Here is a 24,976-nt window from a genome sequence, read left to right on the forward strand (position 1 = left end):
ATGGGAACGAAGACAGTGGACGAGACCGCCGGCAAGACCGACCAGGACAAGGTGGACGAGGTGGCGAAGACCGAGGCCACCGAGAACACGGCCGTGGACGGTGACTCCACCGCGGTCGAGGACCCCGCGGTGGACGAGACCGACGCCGGGACGTATGCCGACGCGGGTGCCGTCGAGAAGGACGGCCCGACGGGTGTCGGCCAGGGCGCCGGCGCCGTCGTCTCCGCCGGGCTGGGCATCGTGTCGCTGACCGGGAGCTGGGTCGGCACGGTGGCCTCCGCCCGAGAGGCGGTCTTCGGGCAGCTGGAGACGACCCAGTCCTCCAACGTCCAGACCATGCTCGAGAAGGGCTACGGCGACGCCTGGCAGGCCACGGCGCTGTGGGGCGGCGCCTTCGCGCTGGTCGCACTGATCGTCGGCGTCGTGGTGCTGGTCCGGCCCGCGTTCGGCGCGCCCGGCAAGCCGCAGGCCGCCTGGATCAAGTCGGTCTCCTGGGCCGGCGTCGCGCTGGGCGTGATCGGCCTGATCCTCGCCGTGCTCAAGTACACCGACGTCATGATGGCCGTGCCGTCCGTGGGCTGACGTTCCGCGACCCGTGAGGGGTCTTAGGGCATCAGCGCGCCCCCGGCGCGCGCCCTAAGACCCCTCACCCGTGTCTAAGGCCCCGCGCGGGCACCGAAGATGCGGAACTTACCCGATGTGGCCCACCCCCCTGGGAGACGAAGGTAGAGGCATCGCAAGCGAGCGAATCCGAAACCGGCCTCTCACCGAGGGACACACCATGTACGAGTACGAGATCCAGCAGCTCCGCGCCGCCGAACTGATCCGCCGGGCCGACCAGGCCAGGCTGGCCCGCGAGGCCGTCCGGGCCCGTCGCGCCGCCCGCCGGGACGCCCGCCACGGCGCGGCCCCGGCGGAGAGCCATACGTCCCGGCTGCGCAGGCACCGGTTCGCCCGGGCCGCGTGAACGGGGGGACCGGGGAGGGAGGCCGCACGGCCTCCCTCCCCGCCGTCGTGCCGCCCACCGCCCTGCTTCCGAAAACCGGTGCCCCGCCGCCGGACCCGCGTGCGATGCTCGGGCACGTGGAGACCAGGTCCGTCAGTCCCGTGTTCATCGGCCGCGCAGGCGAACTGGACACGTTGCACGACTCACTCGTCCGCGCCGCCGGCGGGGGCACCCCCCAGTCGTCCGGCGCCGGAGAGCCGCAGGCACTGCTGCTCGGCGGCGAGGCGGGCGTCGGCAAGACCCGCCTCGTCGAGGAGTTCGCCACCGCCGCACGCCGGCAGGGCGCCGTCGTCGCACTCGGCGGCTGCGTCGAGATCGGCGCCGACGGGCTGCCCTTCGCCCCCTTCTCCACCGCGCTGCGCGCCCTGCGCCGCGAACTGCCCGCGGAGCTGGCCGCCGCTGCCGCCGGGCAGGAGGAGGAACTGGCCCGGCTGCTGCCCGAACTGGGCGAGACCGTCCCCGGCGCCGGCGGCGGACGGCACGACGAGGAGAGCATGGCCCGCCTCTTCGAACTCACCGCCCGCCTGCTGGAGCGCGTCGCCGCCCGGCACACCGTCGTCCTCGTCCTGGAGGACCTGCACTGGGCCGACGCCTCCACGCGGCACCTGATCGCCTACCTCTTCCGCACCCTGCGCACCGGCCGCCTCGTCGTCCTGGCCACCTACCGCTCCGACGACATCCACCGCCGCCACCCGCTGCGCCCCCTGCTCGCCGAACTCGACCGCCTGCGCACCGTCCGCCGCATCGAACTCGGCCGCTTCACCCGCGACGAGGTCGGCCGCCAGATCGCCGGCATCCTCGCCCACGAACCCGACCAGCTCCAGGTCGACGAGATCTTCGAGCGCTCCGACGGCAACGCCTTCTTCGTCGAGGAACTCGCCGTCGCCGCCCACGAGGGCTGCTGCACCGGCCTCACCGACTCCCTGCGCGACCTGCTCCTGGTCCGCGTCGAGGCCCTGCCCGAGAGCGCGCAGCGCGTCGCCCGGATCGTCGCCGAGGGCGGTTCCACGGTGGAGTACCGGCTGCTCGCCGCCGTCGCCGGGCTCGCCGAGGACGACCTCATCGAGGCGCTGCGGGCCGCCGTGAACGCCAACCTCCTGCTCCCCGCGCCGGACGGCGACGGCTACCGCTTCCGCCACTCCCTGGTCCGCGAGGCCGTCGCCGACGACCTGCTCCCCGGCGAGCGCTCCCGCCTCAACCGCCGCTACGCCGAGGCCCTGGACGCCGATCCGACGCTGGTGCCCGCCGCCGAGCGCGTGATGCGCCTGGCCAGCTACTGGTACCACGCCCACGACCCGGCCAGGGCCCTGCCCGCCGTACTGGACGCCTCCGTCGAGGCCCGCCGCCGCCACGCCTACTCCGAGCAGCTCCGGCTGCTGGAACGGGCCATGGAACTGTGGGACGCCGCCCCCGACGACGTACGCGCCACCCTGCGCCCCGTCGACTACACCGAGGTCTATCCGCCCTGCGGCTGCCACCCGGAGACCGCGCCCCTGCGCTACCTCGACCTGATGGCCGAGGCCGCCGTGGCCGGACGGCTGTGCGGGGAGCGCGAGCGCGCCCTGAAGATCACCAAGCGGGCGCTGCGCCTGCTGGAGGAGGAGCAGGAATCCGGCCCCGACGCCCGGCCGAGCGGACGGGACCCGCAGCGCGCCGCCTGGTTCTGGACGCAGCGCTCCCTGCTGGTCCAGGCCCAGGGCCGCGGCGACGGCTGGCGTGAGCTCGGCATCGCCCAGGAACTGGTCCGCGGGCTGCCACCGTCCAAGGTGCACGCCGAGGTGCTGGCCATGGCGGCCAACTGGTCGATGCTCCACAATCCCGGCCCGGACGCGGTGACCGCCGCGGAGCGCGCCGTGGAGTACGCGCGGATGGTGGGCGCCGCCGACATCGAACTCAACGCCCGGCTCACCCTCGGCGGACTGATGGTCGACTCCGGCCACATCGACGCGGGGCTCGCCGAGATGTACCAGGTCCGGGACCGGGTCGTGGCGCAGGGGCAGTCCGTCGTGGTGGCCCGCAGCCATGTCAACCTGCCCTCGGTCCTGGAGAGCATCGGCCGCTCCGAGGAGGCGGTCGGCATCCTGCGCGAGGGCATCGAGCTCACCCGCCGCACGGGCCTGCTGGAGTCCGAGGCCTGGGTGTGGGGCAACCTCGCCGAGTCCCTCATCTCCCTGGGCCGCTGGGACGAGGCGATCGAGGCCGCGCTCACCGCCGCGGCCCCGGGCAGGGGGCCCGCACCACGCGGCGGCGCCTGCCTCAAGCGCGCCGTCGTCGCGCTCGCCCGCGGTGAGACGACCGAGGCCGCCCGGCTGCTCGCCGAGGCCCGCGCCGCCTACGGCACGCACAACGTCACGCCGCAGTACCATCTGCCGCTCGCCACCCTCACCATCGGCGTCGCCGCCGCCGAGGGCCGTGTCCTCGACGCCCGGGCCGAACTCGACCGGGTCCTGACGGCCGGCTTCCCGCCCGGCACCCAGCGCTACGGCTGGCCCCTGCTGCTGGCCGCCGCCGAGGCCGAGGCCGACGCACACGAACTGCCCGCCACCGAGCAGGGCCGCGCCGGGGTACTCGAACGCCTCGAACGGGCCGCCAAGTCGCTCACCACGGGCGCCCCGGTCTGGCTCGCCCACGAGCGGTGGGTCCGCGCCGAACTCGACCGCGCCCGGGGCCGGGACACCGTACGGACCTGGTCGGAGACGGTCACCGCGTTCGAGTGCCTGGAGCGGCCCTACGACCTCGCCCGCGTCCGCCACCGGCTGGCCGGCGCCCTGCTGGCCGCCGGCGGCGACGACGAGCGGGCCCGCGCCACGGAACTGCTCCGCCTCGCCCGCACCGTCGCCGGCCACCTCGGCGCCCGCCCGCTCGGCGACGCCGTCGACCGGCTCGCCCTGCGCGCCGGGCTCGTCCTCGGCCGCGCCGCCGAACCGGCCACCGCCCCCGACGACCCGGCCGGCGCACTCGGTCTCACCAGCCGGGAACGCGACGTCCTGCGCCTGGTCTCCGACGGCCGCACCAACCGCCAGATAGCCGAGGAGCTCTTCATCTCGCCCAAGACCGCCAGCGTCCACGTCTCCAACATCCTGGCCAAGCTCGGCGTCTCGGGCCGCGGCGAGGCGGCGGCGCTGGCGCACCGGCTGGCGCTGTTCCCGGCCGGGGCGCTCACCACCCGTTCGGCCGAGTGAGGCCTACGCTGGAGGGACGCCGATCGAGGGAGGACACGTGTTCGACGCTTTCCAGGAGCTGTTCGCCCCCGGCCGCAAGCACACCAGCGACGAGCAGAACCGGCTCGAACTGACCCGGAAGGACGTCGGCGACGGCGACCCGGGCCGCGGCCCGATAGACCTCGCCTCGGGCAAGGTCGTGGTCCACCGGGCGAGTTCCGGGACGCCCGGGGCCGGGCCGCGGGCGTCCACCGTGGAACCGCCGGAGGCGTGACGGGCGCCCCCTACGTCACCTGCAGCTCCAGGATCCGGTCGTCCCCGTCCTTCGCGTCGCCCCGGCCGTCCGTGTTGCTGGTCACGAGCCACAGCTTGTCGCCGCCCGCCGCGGCCACCGTGCGCAGCCGGCCGTACTCGCCCTTCAGGAACGCCTGCGGGTCGGCCGAGGTCTGCGTCCCCTTCAGCGGGACGCGCCACAGCCGCTCGCCCCGCAGGCCCGCCATCCACACGGAACCCTCGGCGAAGGCGACGCCGCTGGGCGAGGCTTCGTCGGTGCTCCACTGGGCGACGGGGTTCACGAAGGCGGAGTCGCCGGACCTGCCCTCCGCCTCCGGCCAGCCGTAGTTGCCCCCGGGCCTGATCGCGTTCAGCTCGTCCCAGGTGTCCTGCCCGAACTCCGAGGCGAACAGCCGCTGCTTCGCATCCCAGGCCAGCCCCTGCACGTTGCGGTGCCCGTACGAGTACACCGGGGAGTCCGGGAACGGGTTGCCGGGCGCCGGCTCGCCCTCCGGCGTCAGGCGCAGGATCTTGCCGCCGAGGGACTCCTTGTCCTGCGACAGGCCCCTCTCACCGGTCTCGCCCGTGCCGGCGTACAGCATCCCGTCCGGCCCGAACGCGATCCGGCCGCCGTTGTGGATGACGCCCTTGGGAATGCCCTTGAACACCGTGTCCGGGGCGCCCAGCTGCTCTCCCGGCGGCTTCTTCGCGTCGTACAGCATGCGCACGATGCGGTTGTCCGAGGCCGAGGTGAAGTAGGCGTAGACCAGGTGGTCCGACGCGTAGTCGGGGGAAAGGGCGATGCCCAGCAGGCCGCCTTCCCCTGCGGGCGACACCCCGGGCACCTCGCCGAGCTCCGTCTTGCGGCCCGTCTTCTCGTCGACCCGCGTGATGGTGGCCTCGTCACGCGAGGACACCAGCAGGCCACCGCCCGGCAGCGGTGCCAGACCCCACGGACTCTTCAGGCCCGTGGTGACCGTGCGGACCACCTTCACGGAGCCCTTCGCGGGCGGTGTCTCCTCGGCGGCCGGGCCCGGGGGCGACGACCCCGCCGTCGTTCGTCCGGCGGAGGCGCTCCCGTCCGCGCCCGACGGCTCCCCGTCACCGGAGGAGCAGCCGGCCGTCAGCAGGAGGGCGGCGGCCAGCACGGCCGTCACGGATCGACGTCGCACGATCGGAGTCCCTTCGACGCAGCGGGTTCTCCCTGTCATACACCGCCGGGCCTCTCCAGGTTCCCCATCACGGAATCCCGCACCCGGACCACCGCCTCAGTCCCACGAGCCCTGCGCCGTCGGCAGGCCGCCGACCTCCGCAAGGTCCGGCCCGGTCAGCCGCAGCGAGGCCGCCCCCGCGTTCTGCGTCACCCAGCGCTCCTGCTTGGTGCCCGGCACCGGCACCACGTGCCGCCCCTGTGCCAGCACCCAGGCCAGCGCAACCTGCGCCGGAGTGACGTCGTCGCCGTGCCGGGCCGCGATCCGGCGCAGCCCGGCCACGATCGGCTGGTTGGCGGCCATCATCTCGGCGGTGAAACGGGGATGCCGGGCCCGCAGGTCCTCCGGCTCGAAGCCCTGCCCGGGGGTCAGGGTGCCGGTGAGGAAGCCGTTGCCCAGCGGCATCGCGGCGAGGAAACCGACGCCCCTGCTCTCGCACCACGGCAGCAGCGTCCGCAGCGCCTCCGGCGACCACACCGACAGCTCGGCCTGCACGGCGCTCACCGGGAAGACCTGCTGCACCCGCTCCAGCTGCCGCACGGTCGCGTCGTGCAGCCGCGCCCCCGGCCGCCGGGCCGACCGGGCACCGACCGCGCACAGGCCGAGCGCCCGCACCTTCCCGGCCCTCACCAGCTCCGCCATCGCGCCCCAGGTCTCCTCGACGGGCACCTCCGGGTCCGGCCGGTGCAGTTGGTAGAGGTCGATGACGTCCGTCTGCAGCCGGCGCAGGGAGGCGTCGCAGGCACGCCTCACATAGCCGGGACGGCCGTTGGCCACGATGTGCTGATCACCGACGAGCAGTCCGACCTTCGTCGACACGAACGCATCGGAGCGCCGCTCCTTCAACACCCGCCCCAGCAGCAGCTCGTTGGTGAACGGGCCGTACATGTCCGCCGTGTCCAGCAGGGAGACGCCGAGGTCGAGGGCCCGGTGCACCGCCCTGACCGACTCGTCCCCCCGCTGCCGCGACGCGCTGTACGCCCAGTTCATCGGCATGCACCCCAGTCCGACGGCCCCCACAGCGAGTGCCGTCGCGCCGATCGTCCTGCGCTCCACCTGGTCGTGACCCTCCCTCGTCAGGCCACCCAACCTAACCTCTGCGTTCCACGGTCCTGACATAGCCTCCTGACATGACTGCTGACGTGTGGCTGCCCATCCCGCCGGACGAGATCGAGGGCCTCCCCGAGGGCCCCGCATACCGTTACTGGAACGGCGAGGAGGACTTCCCCGCCGACCCGGCCGACTGCGCGTTCTACGTCGTCCCCTACATGAAGCCCAGCGGGCTCGGGATACGCCCGCTGCCGCAGATGCGGTCGGTGCAGGTCGTCCAGACGCTCTCCGCCGGCATCGACCACGTGGAGCCCGGACTCGGTCACCTGCCCGCGGGCGTGCGGCTGTGCAACGCGCGCGGTGTGCACGAGGCCAGTACCGCGGAGCTGGCCCTGACCCTGATCCTGGCGTCGCTGCGCGGTGTTCCCGACTTCGTGCGCGCGCAGGACCGGGGCGAGTGGCTCGGCGGCTTCCGGCCGGCGCTCGCCGACCGGAACGTGCTCATCGTCGGATACGGGTCGATCGGCGCCGCGATCGAGGACCGGCTCGTGCCGTTCGAGGTCGCGCGGGTGGCGCGCGTCGCGCGCTCCGCTCGCACCACGGCGCGCGGTCCGGTGCACCCGCTCACCGAACTGCCCGCCCTGCTCCCGGAGGCGGACGTCGTCATCCTCTCCACGCCGCTCACCGAGGCGACCCGCGGCCTCGTGAACGCGGACTTCCTGGCCCGGATGAAGGACGGGGCCCTGCTCGTCAACGTGGCGCGCGGCCCGGTCGTCGACACCAAGGCGCTGCTCGCCGAACTGGAGAGCGGACGCGTCACCGCCGCCCTCGACGTCACCGACCCCGAACCGCTGCCCCCGGGCCACCCCCTGTGGCAGGCTCGCTGGCGTACGCCCCCTGGGCGACGTCGTGGCGCGGACGGCCGCAGGGCGAGGACGGAGCCGGCGGACACACGCGGGTGGTCCACGAGCACGTGCCGGGCCGGCGCCCGGCGGACCCTCGTCCGGTGCCCGCCGCCGAGCCCGCCCCCGCGCCGGGTGACGAGCACAGCCGCTACCCGGCCGCCCGGCCCATCGCCGGGTCGCTGGCCGCGCTGACGCCCTACCTCGCCGCCGCGGTCTGCACCCTGGGGATCCTCTACAACGTCCTCAACGGCCGCAGCGTCGACCGCGTGGTGCTGCTGACCTGCGGCACGGTGGTGCTCGCGCTGGTCGTACGCCAGGGCATCATGCTGCTCGACAACATCACCCTCACCCAGGAACTGGCCCAGAAGGAGAACCACTTCCGCTCCCTGGTGCAGGGCTCCAGCGACGTCATCATGATCGCCGCGCCCAACGGCATCCTCCGCTACGTCTCCCCGGCCGCCGCCGGTGTCTACGGCCGCCCGGCCGAGGACCTCGTCGGCAGCGAACTGGCGGGGCTCATCCACCCGGAGGACCTCGGCTGCGTGGTGCACGAGGTGCGCCGCTTCCTCGCCGCCGACCCGGTCGAGGAAGCCACCACGCGCATCGAGTGCCGCTTCCGCTCCGGGGACGGCGGCTGGCTCAACGTCGAGTCGACCGTCAACCGGCACCACGGCGGCCTCATCTTCAACAGCCGGGACGTGACGGAAAGAGTGCGCCTCCAGGCGCAGCTCCAGCACAACGCCGAACACGACCCGCTCACCGACCTGCCCAACCGCGCCCTGTTCACCCGGCGCGTCCAGCAGGCCCTGTCCGGCCGCCGCGCCTCCGACCGCGGCGCCGCCCTGCGCGGCACGGCGGTGCTCTTCATCGACCTCGACGGCTTCAAGGCGGTCAACGACACCATCGGGCACCAGGCCGGGGACGAGCTCCTCGTCCAGGCCGCGCGCAGACTCCAGGAGGCCGTCCGCAAGGGGGACACCGCCTCCCGGCTCGGCGGCGACGAGTTCGCCGCCCTGATCGCCGGGGACGGCACCCGCGACCGGACCGCACGCGAGGGCCACATCCTGGAGCTCGCCGACCGCCTGAGGACGACGCTCTCGCAGCCCTACCTCATCGACGGCAACGATGTCCGCGTCAACGCCTCCATCGGCGTCGCGTTCGCCGAACCGGGCCTCGGCGCGGGCGAGCTGCTGCGCAACGCCGACCTCGCCATGTACCGCGCCAAGGCGGGCGGCAAGGGGCGCGTCGAGCTGTACCGCCCGCAGATGCAGCAGGACGTCGTACGCAAGGCCGAGCTGGCGGGCCGGCTGCGGGCCGCGCTGCACGACGGCGAGTTCGCCCTGCTGCACCAGCCGGTGGTGTCCCTGACGGACGGCAGGATCACATCCGTCTGCGCGCAGGCACGGTGGCGCTCGTCCCAGGGCGTGCTGTTCACCCCCGCCGAGTTCCTGCGGGTCACCGAGGACGGCGACAAGACCGCCGAGCTGGACCGCTGGGTGCTCCAGGAGGCCGTCGAGCAGGCCGCGGAACGGGCGGCGGCGGGTCTGTCGGTGCCGGTGGCCGTGCGCATCGGCGCCCGCCGGCTGCTCGACCGCTCCATGCCGCTGGGCTCCGCGGAGGCCCTGCTGACCCGGCACGGGCTGCCGCCGGGCTCCCTGGTGATCGAGCTGTCCGACACCGACCCCCGGGTCGGCCTGGACGAGCTGGAGCGCCGGCTCAACGCCCTGCGGCGGGTAGGCGTCCGGATCACCCTCGACGGCTTCGGCAGCGGCTACGCGGCGATCACCGCCCTCAGGCGGCTCCCCGTCGACGTCCTCAAGCTGGACCGCAGCCTGGTCGAGGGCGTCGTCGAGTCCGCGCGGCTGCACAAGATCACCAGTGGGCTGCTCCGCATCGCCGCCGACCTCGGGCTCGCGTCCGTGGCCGACGGAGTGGACCTGCCCGAGCAGATCGTCGCCCTGCGGGCGATGGGCTGCACGCACGGGCAGGGCATGGCCTTCTCCGGGCCGCTGGACGAGCACCGGCTGCGCAGAGCGCTCGGAACCGGCCACTACTCGGTGCCGCACGGACCGGCCGAACCGGTGTTCGCCGGCGGGGGCGCGGGGGTGTACACCAACACCGTAGGCGCGGGCGTCGGCAAGGCTCCCGCCGGACCGGTCGCCGGTGGCGTGGGCGTCGGGATGCCGGCCGTCCTGGGAGGTGGAACGGCACTCCGCTCACATGATGAGACGCCCGTCCCACCCACTTGACAGTGAGTGCGTGCCGGGGGGAGGGTCAGTGCCATGCGCACCCGAATTCTCGTACTTGGAAAGCGCGTCGGCTGAAGCTGGTGACGTCCGGACCGACCCGGACTCCCAGCGACCCACACCCGGCGCGCTCCCCTCGCTTGCCTTATGGCACGAGGGGTTTTTTGTTGCACAGGCACCTGCCGAGCAGCAGCCGCAGATCGCCCAATCCTCGCAAAAACCCTCAGCATCGAGAAGAGAATGCCGATGACCGAGCAGGCCACCGGGGCCCATCACCCGCAGCCGCGGCCCCGATCCGGAGGACACCAGTCCGCTCCCGAGCACGTCACGGGTGCGAAGTCCCTCATCCGCTCGCTTGAGGAGGTCGGGGTCGACACCGTATTCGGCATTCCCGGGGGCACGATCCTCCCCGCGTACGACCCGATGATGGACTCCAGCCGGGTGCGCCACGTGCTCGTCCGTCATGAGCAGGGTGCGGGCCACGCGGCCACCGGTTACGCGCAGGCGACCGGAAAGGTCGGCGTCTGCATGGCGACCTCGGGCCCCGGCGCCACCAACCTGGTGACGCCGATCGCCGACGCGAACATGGACTCGGTGCCGCTGGTCGCGATCACCGGGCAGGTCGTCACCAAGGCGATCGGCACGGACGCCTTCCAGGAGGCGGACATCGTCGGCATCACGATGCCGATCACCAAGCACAGCTTCCTGGTCACCAAGGCCGAGGACATCCCGAAGACGATCGCGGAGGCGTTCCACATCGCCTCGACCGGCCGCCCCGGTCCGGTCCTCGTCGACATCCCGAAGGACGTGCTGCAGGCGCAGACGACCTTCTCCTGGCCGCCGGTCATGGACCTGCCCGGCTACCGCCCGGTCACCAAGCCGCACGCGAAGCAGATCCGCGAGGCGGCCAAGCTGATCACCGCCGCGAAGCGCCCCGTGCTCTACGTCGGCGGCGGCGTCCTCAAGGCCCGGGCCACCGCCGAGCTGAAGGTCCTCGCCGAACTCACCGGAGCGCCCGTCACCACCACCCTGATGGCGCTCGGCGCATTCCCCGACAGCCACCCGCTGCACGTGGGAATGCCGGGCATGCACGGTGCGGTCACCGCCGTCACCGCGCTGCAGAAGGCCGACCTGATCGTCGCCCTCGGAGCCCGCTTCGACGACCGCGTCACCGGCAAGCTGGACAGCTTCGCCCCGTACGCCAAGATCGTCCACGCCGACATCGACCCGGCGGAGATCGGCAAGAACCGCGAGGCCGACGTGCCGATCGTCGGCGACGCCCGCGAGGTCATCGCCGACCTGGTCCAGGCCGTCCAGAAGGAGTACAGCGAGGGCAACCGGGGCGACTACACCGCCTGGTGGAAGGACCTCAGCCGCTGGCGCGACACCTACCCCCTGGGCTACGACCAGCCCGAGGACGGCTCGCTCTCCCCGCAGGCGGTCATCGAGCGCATCGGACAGCTCGCGCCCGAGGGCACGATCTTCGCGGCCGGCGTCGGCCAGCACCAGATGTGGGCCGCGCACTTCGTCCAGTACGAGCAGCCCGCCACCTGGCTGAACTCGGGCGGCGCCGGAACCATGGGCTACGCCGTCCCGGCCGCCATGGGTGCCAAGGCCGGCGTGCCCGACCGGGCCGTCTGGGCGATCGACGGCGACGGCTGCTTCCAGATGACCAACCAGGAACTGACCACCTGCGCCCTGAACAACATCCCGATCAAGGTCGCCGTCATCAACAACGGCGCCCTCGGCATGGTCCGCCAGTGGCAGACCCTGTTCTACAACCAGCGCTACTCCAACACGGTGCTGCACTCCGGTCCCGAGGACATCAACCCGGACGCCCGCGGCACCCGCGTCCCCGACTTCGTCAAGCTGTCGGAGGCCATGGGCTGCTACGCCATCCGCTGCGAGGACCCCGCCGACCTCGACAAGGTCATCGAGGAGGCGAACTCCGTCAACGACCGCCCCGTCGTCGTCGACTTCATCGTCCACGAGGACGCGATGGTCTGGCCGATGGTCGCCGCCGGCACCTCCAACGACGAGATCATGGCCGCCCGGGACGTCCGCCCCGACTTCGGCGACAACGAAGACGACTGAGCGAGAGAGACCGAAGAGACCATGTCCAAGCACACGCTCTCCGTCCTGGTGGAGAACACCCCCGGCGTCCTGGCGCGGATCACCGCCCTCTTCTCCCGCCGCGGCTTCAACATCGACTCGCTCGCCGTCGGCGTCACCGAGCACCCCGACATCTCCCGCATCACCATCGTCGTGAGCGTCGAGGACTTCCCGCTGGAGCAGGTGACCAAGCAGCTCAACAAGCTGGTCAACGTGCTCAAGATCGTCGAGCTGGAGCCGGCCCAGGCCGTGCAGCGCGAACTCGTTCTGGTGAAGGTGCGCTCCGACAACGAGACGCGCTCCCAGATCGTCGAGATCGTCCAGCTCTTCCGCGCCAAGACGGTCGACGTCTCCCCGGAGGCCGTCACCATCGAGGCCACCGGCAGCAGCGACAAGCTGTCCGCCATGCTCAAGATGCTGGAACCGTACGGCATCAAGGAACTCGTCCAGTCCGGCACGATCGCCATCGGCCGCGGCGCCCGTTCGATCACGGACCGCTCGCTGCGCGCACTCGACCGGTCCGCATAACGACGGAAGCGGGCGGGCGGCGCCACGCCCGGCCGCCCGCATTCCGAGACCCCGAAACTTCCCTTCCCCTCACCGGCATACGGTGGGACGCAACACCTGCACACAAGGAGAGAACCCAGTGGCCGAGCTGTTCTACGACGCCGACGCCGACCTGTCCATCATCCAGGGCCGCAAGGTCGCGGTCATCGGTTACGGCAGCCAGGGCCACGCCCACGCCCTGTCGCTGCGCGACTCCGGCGTCGACGTGCGCGTCGGTCTGCACGAAGGCTCCAAGTCCAAGGCCAAGGCCGAGGAGCAGGGCCTGCGCGTGGTGAGCCCGTCCGAGGCCGCCGCCGAGGCCGACGTCATCATGATCCTCGTCCCGGACCCCATCCAGGCCCAGGTCTACGAGGAGCACATCAAGGACAACCTGAAGGACGGCGACGCGCTGTTCTTCGGTCACGGCCTCAACATCCGCTACGGCTTCATCAAGCCCCCGGCCGGCGTGGACGTCTGCATGGTCGCCCCGAAGGGCCCGGGCCACCTGGTGCGCCGTCAGTACGAGGAGGGCCGCGGCGTTCCGTGCATCGCCGCCGTCGAGCAGGACGCGACCGGCAACGCCTTCGCGCTGGCCCTGTCGTACGCGAAGGGCATCGGCGGCACCCGCGCCGGCGTCATCAAGACGACCTTCACCGAGGAGACCGAGACCGACCTGTTCGGTGAGCAGGCCGTCCTCTGCGGTGGCACCGCGGCCCTGGTCAAGGCGGGCTTCGAGACGCTGACCGAGGCGGGCTACCAGCCGGAGATCGCCTACTTCGAGTGCCTGCACGAGCTGAAGCTGATCGTGGACCTCATGTACGAGGGCGGCCTGGAGAAGATGCGCTGGTCGATCTCCGAGACCGCCGAGTGGGGCGACTACGTCACCGGCCCGCGGATCATCACCGACGCCACCAAGGCCGAGATGAAGAAGGTCCTCGCCGAGATCCAGGACGGCACGTTCGCCAAGAACTGGATGGACGAGTACCACGGCGGTCTGAAGAAGTACAACGAGTACAAGCAGCAGGACTCCGAGCACCTGCTGGAGACCACCGGCAAGGAGCTGCGCAAGCTCATGAGCTGGGTCGACGAGGAGGCGTAAGCCTCACGGCCGAGGGGCCGGAGCACATCGCTCCGGCCCCTTCGGCGAACCCGGGGTAACGTCGTACGTACGGCGTTGTCCATCCCGTCCAGCCACGGACGGGTGATCCTTCCGCAGAGGCGCAGGACGACCTCCGCCACGCCACTAGACTGCTGCAGAACATACGCGTCAGGCTCACAGCGTCGTGCGTCTTCCACGCGGCCACTCAACCCTCCACCGCCTGCGGCCGTCGGGACGGCCGTCCGCATTGGACTTGTGAGGACTCACGTGAGCTCGAAACCCGTCGTACTCATCGCTGAAGAGCTGTCGCCCGCGACCGTGGACGCGCTTGGCCCCGACTTCGAGATCCGCCACTGCAACGGCGCGGACCGGGCCGAACTGCTGCCCGCCATCGCCGACGTGGACGCGATCCTGGTCCGCTCCGCCACCAAGGTCGACGCCGAGGCCATCGCCGCCGCCAAGAAGCTGAAGGTCGTCGCACGAGCCGGCGTCGGTCTGGACAACGTGGACGTCTCCGCCGCCACCAAGGCCGGCGTGATGGTCGTGAACGCCCCGACCTCCAACATCGTCACCGCCGCCGAGCTGGCCTGCGGTCTGCTCGTCGCCACCGCCCGCAACATCCCGCAGGCCAACGCCGCGCTCAAGAACGGCGAGTGGAAGCGCAGCAAGTACACCGGCGTCGAGCTCGCCGAGAAGACCCTCGGCGTCGTCGGCCTCGGCCGCATCGGCGCCCTCGTCGCGCAGCGCATGTCCGCCTTCGGCATGAAGGTCGTCGCCTACGACCCCTACGTGCAGCCCGCGCGCGCCGCGCAGATGGGCGTCAAGGTGCTGTCGCTGGACGAGCTCCTCGAGGTCTCCGACTTCATCACCGTCCACCTGCCCAAGACCCCCGAGACCCTCGGCCTGATCGGCGACGAGGCGCTGCGCAAGGTCAAGCCGAGCGTCCGCATCGTCAACGCCGCGCGCGGCGGCATCGTCGACGAGGAGGCGCTGTACTCGGCGCTGAAGGAGGGCCGCGTCGCCGGTGCCGGCCTGGACGTGTACGCCAAGGAGCCGTGCACCGACTCGCCGCTGTTCGAGTTCGACCAGGTCGTCTGCACCCCGCACCTCGGTGCCTCCACCGACGAGGCCCAGGAGAAGGCCGGCATCGCCGTCGCCAAGTCGGTGCGCCTCGCCCTCGCCGGTGAGCTGGTCCCCGACGCGGTGAACGTCCAGGGCGGCGTCATCGCCGAGGACGTCAAGCCGGGTCTGCCGCTCGCCGAGCGCCTCGGCCGCATCTTCACCGCGCTGGCCGGCGAGGTCGCCGTCCGTCTCGACGTCGAGGTCTACGGCGAGATCACCCAGCACGACGTGAAGGTGCTGGAGCTCTCCGCCCTCAAGGGTGTCTTCGAGGACGTCGTCGACGAGACCGTGTCCTACGTCAACGCCCCGCTGTTCGCGCAGGAGCGCGGTGTCGAGGTCCGCCTGACCACCAGCTCCGAGTCGGCCGACCACCGCAACGTGGTCACCGTGCGCGGCACCCTCTCCGACGGCCAGGAGGTGTCGGTCTCCGGCACGCTGGCCGGCCCGAAGCACGTGCAGAAGATCGTCGCCATCGGCGAGTACGACGTCGACCTCGCCCTCGCCGACCACATGGTGGTGCTGCGCTACGAGGACCGTCCGGGCGTCGTCGGCACCGTCGGCCGGATCATCGGCGAGGCGGGTCTCAACATCGCCGGCATGCAGGTCGCCCGTGCGACCGTCGGCGGCGAGGCCCTCGCGGTGCTGACCGTCGACGACACGGTGCCCTCCGGGGTGCTGGCGGAGGTCGCGGCGGAGATCGGGGCCGCGTCGGCCCGGTCGGTGAACCTGGTCTGACATCTTTCTCAAACGCCGGACGGGCCGAGCGAGTCGGTCTGTCCGGCGTTTGCCGTCTCCGCCTCCTCGCGCACCCGGATTCCGCGCAGTGCTCGCGCCGCGGGGACGGCCGCCACCAACAGCAGCACCGCGCCCGCGACGGCCGCGCCCTGCATCCCATGGGTGAACGCCGCCCGCGCCGCCGTCGCCAGCGCCTCTCCCGCGGTCCCGGGAAGGTCACGCGCGACGGCCAGCGCGCCGCCCAGAGTCTCCCGGGCCGCGTCCGGCGCCGCCGCCGGCATCTCGCGGTGGTACACGGCCGTGCCGACCGAGCCGAGGACGGCCAGGCTCAGGGCGCCGCCGAACTCGGTGCCGGTCTCCATCAGGGAGGATGCCGCGCCTGCCTTCTCGACCGGTGCGGAGCTGAGCGCCAGGTCGGCGAGCTGGGACATCACCGCGACGATGCCGCTCGCCATGACCGCGCACGCACCCAGCAGCAGCCACAGGGAGTCGGTGCCGGAGAGGGCCAGCAGGCCGTACCCGGCCGCCGCGACCACGAATCCGCCCGCAACGACGTACGCCCGCTCCACGCCCCGCTGGACCAGCCGCATGGCGAGCGGCGCGGCGAGACCGATCGGCACCGACGGCAGCAGGGCCCACAGCGCGGCCTCCAGCGCGCTCTTGTCCAGCACCGACTGGAGGTACTGGGTGGTGTAGTAGGAGGAGCCCATCATCCCGAAGGCCGACACCAGGTTGAGGACGACGGCCGGGGTGAAGCCGCGCGTGCGGAACAGTTGCGGTGAGATCAGCGGGGACGCGGCGGTGCGCTGGCGGTGCACGAACAGTGCCGCGAAGAGCAGGCCGACGGTCACCGACATCACGTACTCCACGTGCCAGCCCTCGGTCGGGATCTCCTTCAGGCCGTAGATCACGGGCAGGACCGCCGCCATCGACAGCGGAACGCTGAGCAGGTCGAAGCGGCCGGGGGAGGGGTTCTTCGACTCGGGGAGCAGCACCGGGCCGAGGACCAGCAGCAGGGCCATCGCGGGCAGGTTGACCAGGAAGACCGAGCCCCACCAGAAGTACTCGACCAGCACGCCGCTCATCACCGAGCCGAGCGCGATGCCCGCCGTCATCACCCCGGACCACAGCCCGATCGCCTTCGCCCGCTGCGAGGGGTCGGAGAACATCGTGCGGATCAGCGCCATCGTCGACGGCATCAGGGTCGCGCCGCCGATGCCGAGGACCGCACGGGCCGCGATGAGGGTCTCGGCGCTGTGTGCGTAGGCGGCCACCGCGGAGGCCGCGCCGAAGGCCGCCGCGCCGATCAGCAGCAGCCTGCGCCGCCCGACGCGGTCGCCCAGCGACCCCATCGTCATCAGCAGGCCGGCCAGGACGAATCCGTAGATGTCGAAGATCCACAGCTGCTGCGTGCCGCTCGGTTCCAGATCGGCGCTGATCGAGGGGATCGCGAAGTACAGGACCGAGACGTCCATCGAGACCAGGAGGAGCGGGAGCATCAGGACGGCCAGCGCCGTCCACTCACGGCGCCCGGCGCGGGGCGGGTTCGTTGTCATGACGGCGACTGTACGCACGTCTTATACGACTGTCTAGAACATTGTTTAAGACAGTCGTATGGAAAGGCGGGTAAGGTGGCGGCATGGGACACCGTGAGGATCTGCTCGAGGGCGCCAAGCGCTGCCTGCTGGAGAAGGGGTTCGCGCGTACGACCGCGCGGGACATCGTCAAGGAGTCGGGGACCAACCTGGCGTCCATCGGCTACCACTACGGCTCGAAGGACGTCCTGCTCGCGCAGGCGTACATCGCGCTGATCGAGGGGATGGGGGGCGCCTTCGAAGGGAAGGGGCCGGCTCTGGACGGCACCGAACCGGGCTCGGTCGAGCGGTTCCAGCAGGTGTGGTCCAACATCATCGGCACCATGCGGGAGCCCGGCTCCATCTGGCGCCTCAGCATGGAAGTGCTGGTCATGGGCGACCGAATGCCCGAGCTGCGCGACCACCTCGGCCGCGCCCAGCGCGAGGCCGGACGCGGCATCATCCCCCTGCTCATGGGCGGCAGGGAGGAGGACGTGACGGACGAGACGACGGACACCCTGGGCGCGTTCTACGTCACCCTGATGACCGGCCTCATCGCCCAGTGGACCTTCGACCCGAAGAGCGCACCCGACGCCGACGCCCTCACCGCGGGCCTCCGCCAGGTGATCGAGGCCGCTACAGCCGGTAGGCCTTGAGCGCCATGTGCAGCAGCAGCCGGTCCTCGCCGTCGTCCAGGTCCAGGCCCGTGAGCTGCTCCACACGGGAGAGCCGGTAGTACAGCGTCTGCCGGTGTATGCCCAGCTCGGCGGCGGTGCGGCCGGCCTGGCCGGCGCGGTCGAGGTACACCTCGGCGGTGCGGGCCAGCTCGTGGTGGGCGGGGGAGAGCAGCGCCCGGACGGCGGGGTCGTGCGCGGACCGCGGGGGCAGTGCGGCCAGCAGACGGAACGGGCCGATGGACGCCCACTCGGCGACCGGTCCGAACCGGGTCTCGGCGAGCGCCGCACGGGCCGCCGCCGACGCCTCCCACCAGGCGTCCGCCAGCTCACCCAGCCCGGTGCGCGGGGCGGCGACGCCCGCCGCGACCCCCGCCGCCGCGGCGGCCCCCGCCGTCCCGCGCGCCCGCTCCAGCAGCCGCCCCGCCGCCGACGTCGCCGGGGTCAGCACGTCCGTCGAGCGCAGCCGGACCAGCAGCGCCAGCGACCTGGCCGCCCCGCTCCACGGCACCGTGCACAGCGCCGTCGCCCCCGGCACCGTACGCACCGAGGGCGCGTCGTCGGGATCGGCGGAGGGCCAGGGGGCCACGCACACCACGGTGTGCAGGGTGTCCGCGCGGGAGCCGAGGGCGGTGCGCAGCTCGGTCACGGCCATGTCCCGCTGCCAGTCGCGCTCGGCGGTCAGGACGGCCCGCAGCTCCCGGCTGAGATCGGCGCCGTGCTGCGCCTCGTCCGCGAGCAGCGCGCCGATCCGGGCGGTCACCTCCATGGCCGCCGCGAGCTGCCGCTCCGTCGGACCCGGGTCGGTGTCCAGGAGCCATACGTACCCGAGGACGACGCCCCGGTGCCGGACCGGCAGGCAGGTGCGCCCCCGGTACACCCCCGCCTCGGGGGTCGGCGGGATGCGCACCGGGCCGGTCGCCCGGGTGATGCCGAAGCCCTCGAACCACGCCCTCACGGCCGCCGTCGAACGGCGGGTGAGGATCGAGCGGGTGCGCACCGGGTCCAGGGCGGAGGGGTCCAGCTCCCCCTCGCTGTCGTACGCGCCGAAGGCGATCAGCTCGAAGTCGCGGTTCTCCAGGGTCGCCGGCGCGCCCAGCAGCTCGGAGATCTCGTCGACCAGTTCCTGGTAGTCGCCCCGGGAGCCCCCGGGACCTGCCGCACCTCTGGAATCCGACGTCACCCGGGCATTCTGCCGCATATGCGCCGACGCTTCATACATCTGTCTGAGAACCGTGGTACGGATGCGTGACAGCTGTCGATGGCCGACGATCGGGGAGGTCCTTAGATTTCACGGTGGTTCTCCGTGCCGTTCCCGAAACGTCGGGTATTGGCCTTGTGTTGCTTGGTAAGTGGAGGTGCCCCGTGCTGGGTCCCGTGATTCTCGCCGCGTCGCGCAGCGACAAGATGCGACGTCTGGTCTCGGCCGCGCCGGTGACCAAGCCGGTCGTCGACCGGTTCATCCCCGGCGAGACGGTCGACGAGATCGTGCCGATCATCCGGGACCTCACCGGCAAGGGCCTGGAGCTGACGATGGACGTCGTCGGCGAGGACATCACGAACCCCGCCCAGGCCGAGGCCGCCCGCGACGCCTACCTGGAGCTGATCGACCGGCTCAAGCCGCTCGACCTCGGCACCCGCGCCGAGATGTCCGTGAAGCTGTCGATGTTCGGCCAGGCGCTGGACGGCGGCCACGAGCTGGCCCTGAGGAACGTCCGCCCGGTCGTCGAGGCCGCCGCCGAGATCGGCACCACGGTCACCCTGGACGCCGAGGACCACACCACCCTCGACTCGATGTTCGCCATCCACGAGGAGCTCCGCAAGGACGTCCCGGGGACCGGCTGCGTCATCCAGGCCTACCTCTTCCGCACCGAGGCCGACGCACGCCGCCTCGCCGACAGCGGCAGTCGCGTACGGTTGGTGAAGGGCGCCTACAAGGAGCCCGCAGAGGTCGCCTACCAGCAGAAGCACGAGATCGACAAGGCGTACGTCCGCATCCTGCGCACGCTGATGGAGGGCGAGGGCTACCCGATGATCGGGTCCCACGACCCCCGCCTCATCTCCATCGCCCAGGAGCTGGCCCGGTCCGCCGGACGCAAGCTCGACGAGTACGAGTTCCAGATGCTGTACGGCATCCGGAGCGACGAGCACCTGCGACTGGCCGCCGAGGGCCACCGTATGCGCGTCTACACCGCCTACGGCACCGACTGGTACGGCTACTTCATGCGCCGTCTGGCGGAGAAGCCGGCGAACCTCCGGTTCTTCGTCCGCTCGATGGTCAGCAAGGGCTGAGCCCACCCGCTCGCAAGACCGCTCAGTTAAAGGAGTTACGGAACCCATGGACGCTGTGACCCAGGTCCCCGCCCCCGTCAACGAGCCGGTGCACGGCTACGCCCCCGGCTCGCCCGAGCGCGCCCGGCTGGAGGCCAAGCTCAAGGAGCTGGCCGACAACCCGATCGACCTGCCCTGCACCATCGGCGGGGTCAAGCGGATGGGCGGCGGCGAGCGCTTCGACGTCGTGCAGCCGCACAACCACAAGGCCCGCCTGGGCACGTACGCGAACGCCACCCAGCAGGACGCCCAGGACGCGGTCGACGCCGCCCTGGCCGCCGCCCCGGCGTGGCGCGCGATGTCCTTCGACGACCGCGCGGCGATCATCCTGCGCGCCGCCGAGCTGCTGTCCGGCCCGTGGCGCGAGACCATCGCCGCCTCCACCATGCTCGGCCAGTCCAAGACGGCCCAGCAGGCGGAGATCGACAGCCCCTGCGAGCTCGTCGACTTCTGGCGCTTCAACGTCCACTACGCGCGGAACATCCTGGCCGAGCAGCCCCCGGCCAACTCGCCCGGCGTGTGGAACCGCATGGACCACCGCCCGCTGGAGGGCTTCGTCTACGCGATCACGCCGTTCAACTTCAGCGCGATCGCGGCCAACCTGCCCACCGCCCCGGCCCTGATGGGCAACGTGGTGGTCTGGAAGCCGTCCCCGACGCAGACCCACGCCGCCGTGCTGCTCATGGAGCTGCTGGAGGAGGCCGGTCTGCCCAAGGGCGTCATCAACCTGGTCACCGGTGACGGCCTGGAGGTCTCCGAGGTCGCGCTGAACCACCGCGACCTGGCCGGCATCCACTTCACCGGCTCGACCAAGACCTTCCAGCACCTGTGGAAGACGGTCGGCAACAACATCGAGAAGTACCGCACCTACCCGCGTCTGGTCGGCGAGACCGGCGGCAAGGACTTCCTGGTCGCCCACCCGTCGGCCGACCGCGCGGTGCTCAAGACCGCCCTGACCCGCGGTGCCTTCGAGTACCAGGGCCAGAAGTGCAGCGCCACCTCCCGCGCGTACATCCCGGCGTCCATCTGGAACGACGGGTTCAAGGAGGAGTTCGCCGCCGAGGTCGACTACCTCACCATGGGTGACGTCACCGACCTGTCGAACTTCATCGGCGCCGTCATCGACGAGCGGTCCTTCGCCAAGAACAAGGCCGCCATCGACCGCGCCAAGGAGGACGACTCCTGCACGATCGTCGCCGGCGGCTCCTACGACGACTCGGTCGGCTACTTCGTCCGCCCGACCGTCATCGAGTGCGCCGACCCGGAGAACGAGGTGTTCCGCACCGAGTACTTCGGCCCGATCCTCGCCGTGCACGTCTACGAGGACGACAAGTACGACGAGATGCTGACCCAGATGGAGTCGGTGTCCGACTACGCCCTGACCGGCTCGGTCATCTCCAACGACCGCGCGGCGGCGGCGTACACGATGGAGAAGCTGCGCTACGCGGCCGGCAACTTCTACATCAACGACAAGTCGACCGGCGCCGTCGTCGGCCAGCAGCCCTTCGGCGGCGGCCGTGCCTCCGGCACCAACGACAAGGCCGGTGCCCCGCAGAACCTGATGCGCTGGACGCTGACCCGCGCCATCAAGGAGACGCTGGTCGCGCCGACCGACTACACGTACCCGCACATGGGCTGACACCCGCACGCGAACGCCCGACGGGCCAGGTCTTCGGACCTGGCCCGTCCGCGTGTTTCCCGGCCTAGCCGGGCATCTCGGTGCGCTCCCACCACTCGTACACCCGGAGCCTGCCCTCGGACGTGTCCGCGTGGCGGTCGGTGGGCCTGAAGTGCTCGTAGCCGTTCCGCAGCTCGATCTTCAGGTCCTCTCCGGGCGTCGTGATCGGGACAACCCGGGCGGGCAGATCCTGCGGGCCGCCCTCGAGAAGTGCTCTGGCCGTGTCGCTCATGCCCTCACCGTTCCCTCGCCCGGAGCCCTGTGCCACACGCCGTGCGGAGGATCAGTCGTGTGGAGCCGTACTCGTGCGACATCGCAGGTCGGTGCCGTGCGACCCGCTCCGCCGTCTCAGATAGTAGGAAGTCCGAGTAATTGTGCAGACAGGAGCGCGCCGCTCCCCTAGTTTTGTAGGAGCCGAACGTCTCGCTCGATCAAGCGAATGGCGGTCGTGAGCCAGGCCCCGTGCAGGCAATCCCTGCGGCCCACGGCTCCCCGCCCTTCCGGCGTCTCGTAACCCCTTTTCCGCACTCCGCATCTGTGTCGAAGGAGTCGATTCCCCATGGCCGAGACGACCGTCCGCCGCCGAGTCCGCCACATCTCCCGTACCAGCGACTCCGACCGCAAGAACGCCGCCGCCGCCCTCCAGCGCGCCCTCGACCGCCGGGACAACGGCGGCTCCACCGGCCACTGAGGACGGGCGAGCCCCGGGCCGGCACCCGCGGTGTCCGCATGCCGGACACCGCATGTCATCCCGTGGGACGAGGAGTAGGGTGCGGTCATGTCTCGCAGCCTCAATCTCGCAGTGATCCCGGGTGACGGCATCGGCCAGGAGGTCGTGGCCGAAGGTCTCAAGGTCCTCTCCGCCGTCCTTCCGCAGGATGTGAAGCTGGAGACCAAGGAGTTCGACTTCGGCGCCCGGCGCTACCACGCCACCGGTGAGACCCTCACCGACGCCGACCTCGACGCCCTCAAGGCGCACGACGCCATCCTGCTCGGCGCGATCGGCGACCCGTCGGTGCCGTCCGGCGTGCTGGAGCGCGGCTTCCTGCTCAAGCTCCGCTTCGCCTTCGACCACCACGTGAACCTCCGCCCGTCGAAGCTCCTGCCCGGTGTCGCCACCCCGCTCGCCGGCCAGCCGGAGATCGACTTCGTCGTCGTCCGCGAGGGCACCGAGGGCCCGTACACGGGCAACGGCGGCACCATCCGCAAGGGCACCGAGCACGAGGTCGCCACCGAGGTCTCCGTCAACACGGCCTACGGTGTCGAGCGCGTCGTCCGCGACGCCTTCGCCCGCGCCCAGGCCCGCCCGCGCAAGAAGCTGGCGCTGATTCACAAGAACAACGTGCTGACCTTCGCCGGTCACCTGTGGACCAACGTCTTCAACAAGGTGGCCGAGGAGTTCCCCGAGGTCACCACCGAGTACATGCACGTGGACGCGGCGACGATCTACCTCGTCACGCAGCCCGAGCGCTTCGACGTGATCGTCACCGACAACCTGTTCGGCGACATCATCACCGACCTCGCCGCGGCCGTCTCCGGCGGCATCGGCGTCGCCGCCAGCGGGAACATCAACCCGTCCGGCGAATTCCCCTCGATGTTCGAGCCGGTGCACGGTTCCGCGCCCGACATCGCCGGCCAGGGCAAGGCCGACCCGACCGCCACGGTCCTGTCCGTCGCCCTGCTGCTGCGTCATCTCGGCCACGAGGACGAGGCGGCCCGGATCGAGGAGGCCGTCGCGGCCGACCTCGGCGAGCGCGTCGGCAAGCCCGCCCGCAGCACCTCCGAGATCGGCGACGCGCTCGCCGGACGAGTAGCCGGCTGACCGGGCCGCGCACTCGAAACACAACCTTTCGAAGCCGCCGGGTCCGAGAAACAAGGCACCCGGCGGCTTTCTCCTGCGTCCGCCAGGTGCGACCATCGAATCCTGGGCCGCATTCACCCTGTTTCATCCGTCGCCACCCGCGCGCGATAATCGAACGCGAAGCCGCGACATGAGGGAATGCTCGGACGTCCTAGCACCGGCCACCGGCCGTACGGGCGTGAACGCGGCCCGTCACGACAACCGGTGAAGGACATCAACCCATGACGACGCCCACGATCGAGCTCAAGCCGTCCGCCAACCCGCTATCCGACGCCGAGCGGGGGGCGATCCTGGCCAACCCGGGGTTCGGCCGCCACTTCACCGATCACATGGTGACGATCAAGTGGACGGAGGGACGCGGCTGGCACGACGGCCAGCTCGTCCCGTACGCCCCGCTGTCCCTCGACCCGGCCACCATGGTCCTGCACTACGCGCAGGAGATCTTCGAGGGCCTGAAGGCCTACCGCCGGCCCGACGGATCCGTCGCCACCTTCCGCCCGGAGAAGAACGCGCAGCGCTTCCAGGCCTCCTCGCGCCGCCTCGGCATGCCCGAGCTGCCGGTGGAGACGTTCATCGAGGCGTGCGACGCGCTGGTGAGCCAGGACCAGGACTGGGTTCCGGAGCACGGCGGCGAGGAGTCCCTCTACCTGCGCCCCTTCATGATCGCGACCGAGGTCGGCCTGGGCGTGAAGCCGGCCAACGAGTACCTCTTCCTCGTCATCGCCTCCCCGGCCGGCGCGTACTTCCCGGGCGGCGTCAAGCCGGTCTCCATCTGGGTCTCCGAGGACCGCGTCCGCGCCGTCCCCGGCGGCATGGGCGACGCCAAGACCGGCGGCAACTACGCCGCGTCGCTGCTGGCGCAGGCCGAGGCCGCGGCGAAGGGTTGCGACCAGGTCTGCTACCTCGACGCGATCGAGCGCAAGTGGGTCGAGGAACTCGGCGGGATGAACCTGTACTTCGTGTACGGCAACAAGATCATCACCCCGTCCCTCACCGGCTCCATCCTGGAGGGCGTCACCCGCGACTCCCTGCTCACCGTCGCCCGCGACCTCGGGTACGAGGCCGAGGAGGGCCGCGTCTCGGTGGAGCAGTGGCAGCGCGACTCGGAGAACGGCACCCTCACGGAGGTCTTCGCCTGCGGGACGGCGGCCGTGATCACGCCGGTCGGCACGGTGAAGCGGGAGGGTGCCCAGTGGCAGCAGAGCGGGGGTGAGCCGGGTGAGGTGACGCAGCGGCTGCGGGCGGCCCTGCTCGACATCCAGCGTGGGACGGTCGAGGACAAGCACGGCTGGATGCACCGCCTGGCGTAAGGCACCGGGCGCCGGGGGTGAGCCCGCCGGGGGCTCCGCCCCCGGACCCCCGGCCTACGCCCACCCACCACCCGACTCGGCG

General features: G+C 71.5%; 21 protein-coding genes. 16 read left to right on the plus strand and 5 right to left on the minus strand.

Annotated elements, in window-relative coordinates; translation table 11 throughout:
• The 4 genes from ACIRG6_RS28920 (at window position 1) to ACIRG6_RS28935 (ending at window position 4,441) form a co-directional block, all read left to right on the plus strand.
• On the plus strand, window positions 1-582 hold the full coding sequence (locus ACIRG6_RS28920; protein WP_381686110.1) for a hypothetical protein: 582 nt from the start codon (window positions 1-3) through the stop codon (window positions 580-582).
• A 199-nt stretch (window positions 583-781) separates the two neighbouring features.
• Complete coding sequence (locus tag ACIRG6_RS28925; protein ID WP_318214540.1) at window positions 782-967, plus strand: hypothetical protein; 186 nt, start codon at window positions 782-784, stop codon at window positions 965-967.
• A gap of 104 nt (window positions 968-1,071) precedes the next feature.
• A complete protein-coding gene (locus ACIRG6_RS28930) occupies window positions 1,072-4,188 on the plus strand; it encodes a helix-turn-helix transcriptional regulator (protein ID WP_403324991.1) in 3,117 nt (1,038 codons plus the stop codon).
• Window positions 4,189-4,225: 37 nt separating this feature from the next.
• Window positions 4,226-4,441 carry a DUF6191 domain-containing protein gene (locus ACIRG6_RS28935; RefSeq protein WP_403324992.1) on the plus strand — a complete coding sequence of 72 codons (216 nt, stop codon included), beginning with the start codon at window positions 4,226-4,228 and terminating at the stop codon, window positions 4,439-4,441.
• A gap of 10 nt (window positions 4,442-4,451) precedes the next feature.
• On the opposite strand, the gene ACIRG6_RS28940 is transcribed toward ACIRG6_RS28935, so the two are convergent.
• Both ACIRG6_RS28940 and ACIRG6_RS28945 read right to left on the minus strand, forming a co-directional pair.
• Entirely contained in the window at window positions 4,452-5,651 is a 1,200-nt protein-coding gene (locus ACIRG6_RS28940; protein ID WP_403324993.1) for a PQQ-dependent sugar dehydrogenase, read from the minus strand.
• A 57-nt stretch (window positions 5,652-5,708) separates the two neighbouring features.
• Complete coding sequence (locus ACIRG6_RS28945) at window positions 5,709-6,707, minus strand: aldo/keto reductase (protein ID WP_364679846.1); 999 nt, start codon at window positions 6,705-6,707, stop codon at window positions 5,709-5,711.
• A gap of 74 nt (window positions 6,708-6,781) precedes the next feature.
• Here ACIRG6_RS28945 and ACIRG6_RS28950 point away from each other — a divergent pair, with 74 nt between their 5' ends.
• From ACIRG6_RS28950 to serA, 6 genes are all read left to right on the plus strand, one after another.
• The gene (locus ACIRG6_RS28950) at window positions 6,782-7,798 is read left to right on the plus strand and encodes a 2-hydroxyacid dehydrogenase (protein ID WP_403324994.1); all 1,017 of its coding nucleotides are present in this window, start codon (window positions 6,782-6,784) and stop codon (window positions 7,796-7,798) included.
• Window positions 7,708-9,855, plus strand: coding sequence for a putative bifunctional diguanylate cyclase/phosphodiesterase (locus ACIRG6_RS28955; protein WP_403324995.1), 2,148 nt, complete (start codon window positions 7,708-7,710; stop codon window positions 9,853-9,855). Before ACIRG6_RS28950 ends, ACIRG6_RS28955 begins: the two co-directional genes overlap by 91 nt.
• Before the next feature lie 243 nt (window positions 9,856-10,098).
• The gene (locus ACIRG6_RS28960; protein ID WP_403324996.1) at window positions 10,099-11,946 is read left to right on the plus strand and encodes an acetolactate synthase large subunit; all 1,848 of its coding nucleotides are present in this window, start codon (window positions 10,099-10,101) and stop codon (window positions 11,944-11,946) included.
• A gap of 21 nt (window positions 11,947-11,967) precedes the next feature.
• Window positions 11,968-12,492, plus strand: coding sequence for an acetolactate synthase small subunit (gene ilvN / locus ACIRG6_RS28965; protein WP_239763114.1), 525 nt, complete (start codon window positions 11,968-11,970; stop codon window positions 12,490-12,492).
• Between the two features lie 118 nt (window positions 12,493-12,610).
• Window positions 12,611-13,609 carry a ketol-acid reductoisomerase gene (gene ilvC, locus ACIRG6_RS28970; protein ID WP_189234139.1) on the plus strand — a complete coding sequence of 333 codons (999 nt, stop codon included), beginning with the start codon at window positions 12,611-12,613 and terminating at the stop codon, window positions 13,607-13,609.
• A 267-nt stretch (window positions 13,610-13,876) separates the two neighbouring features.
• A complete protein-coding gene (gene serA / locus ACIRG6_RS28975; RefSeq protein ID WP_364679853.1) occupies window positions 13,877-15,466 on the plus strand; it encodes a phosphoglycerate dehydrogenase in 1,590 nt (529 codons plus the stop codon).
• Between the two features lie 8 nt (window positions 15,467-15,474).
• Here serA and ACIRG6_RS28980 read toward each other — a convergent pair whose 3' ends face one another.
• Complete coding sequence (locus tag ACIRG6_RS28980) at window positions 15,475-17,022, minus strand: MFS transporter (RefSeq protein WP_403324997.1); 1,548 nt, start codon at window positions 17,020-17,022, stop codon at window positions 15,475-15,477.
• Window positions 17,023-17,105: 83 nt separating this feature from the next.
• On the opposite strand from ACIRG6_RS28980, the gene ACIRG6_RS28985 reads away from it, so the two are divergent.
• Entirely contained in the window at window positions 17,106-17,696 is a 591-nt protein-coding gene (locus ACIRG6_RS28985; protein WP_364679858.1) for a TetR/AcrR family transcriptional regulator, read from the plus strand.
• Here the strand turns inward: ACIRG6_RS28985 and ACIRG6_RS28990 are convergent.
• Window positions 17,677-18,915 (minus strand): PucR family transcriptional regulator, encoded by a 1,239-nt coding sequence (locus ACIRG6_RS28990; protein ID WP_364679860.1) that lies wholly within the window; start codon window positions 18,913-18,915, stop codon window positions 17,677-17,679. The two genes, ACIRG6_RS28985 and ACIRG6_RS28990, sit on opposite strands and share 20 nt — an antisense overlap.
• A 164-nt stretch (window positions 18,916-19,079) precedes the next feature.
• On the opposite strand from ACIRG6_RS28990, the gene ACIRG6_RS28995 reads away from it, so the two are divergent.
• On the plus strand, window positions 19,080-20,006 hold the full coding sequence (locus tag ACIRG6_RS28995) for a proline dehydrogenase family protein (RefSeq protein ID WP_364679862.1): 927 nt from the start codon (window positions 19,080-19,082) through the stop codon (window positions 20,004-20,006).
• A gap of 46 nt (window positions 20,007-20,052) precedes the next feature.
• Complete coding sequence (pruA, locus tag ACIRG6_RS29000) at window positions 20,053-21,684, plus strand: L-glutamate gamma-semialdehyde dehydrogenase (RefSeq protein ID WP_239763150.1); 1,632 nt, start codon at window positions 20,053-20,055, stop codon at window positions 21,682-21,684.
• 64 nt (window positions 21,685-21,748) lie between these two features.
• On the opposite strand, the gene ACIRG6_RS29005 is transcribed toward pruA, so the two are convergent.
• On the minus strand, window positions 21,749-21,955 hold the full coding sequence (locus ACIRG6_RS29005; RefSeq protein WP_239763153.1) for a DUF5988 family protein: 207 nt from the start codon (window positions 21,953-21,955) through the stop codon (window positions 21,749-21,751).
• A gap of 327 nt (window positions 21,956-22,282) precedes the next feature.
• Between ACIRG6_RS29005 and ACIRG6_RS29010 the strand changes: the two genes are divergently transcribed.
• The 3 genes from ACIRG6_RS29010 (at window position 22,283) to ACIRG6_RS29020 (ending at window position 24,894) form a co-directional block, all read left to right on the plus strand.
• A complete protein-coding gene (locus ACIRG6_RS29010) occupies window positions 22,283-22,414 on the plus strand; it encodes a hypothetical protein (protein ID WP_302898735.1) in 132 nt (43 codons plus the stop codon).
• Window positions 22,415-22,501: 87 nt separating this feature from the next.
• Window positions 22,502-23,545, plus strand: coding sequence for a 3-isopropylmalate dehydrogenase (locus ACIRG6_RS29015; RefSeq protein ID WP_318214554.1), 1,044 nt, complete (start codon window positions 22,502-22,504; stop codon window positions 23,543-23,545).
• Between the two features lie 260 nt (window positions 23,546-23,805).
• The gene (locus ACIRG6_RS29020; protein WP_318214555.1) at window positions 23,806-24,894 is read left to right on the plus strand and encodes a branched-chain amino acid aminotransferase; all 1,089 of its coding nucleotides are present in this window, start codon (window positions 23,806-23,808) and stop codon (window positions 24,892-24,894) included.
• Window positions 24,895-24,976 lie beyond the last annotated feature (82 nt).

The sequence above is a fragment of the Streptomyces flaveolus genome (assembly GCF_044765825.1).
GTDB classification, from domain to species: domain Bacteria; phylum Actinomycetota; class Actinomycetes; order Streptomycetales; family Streptomycetaceae; genus Streptomyces; species Streptomyces flaveolus.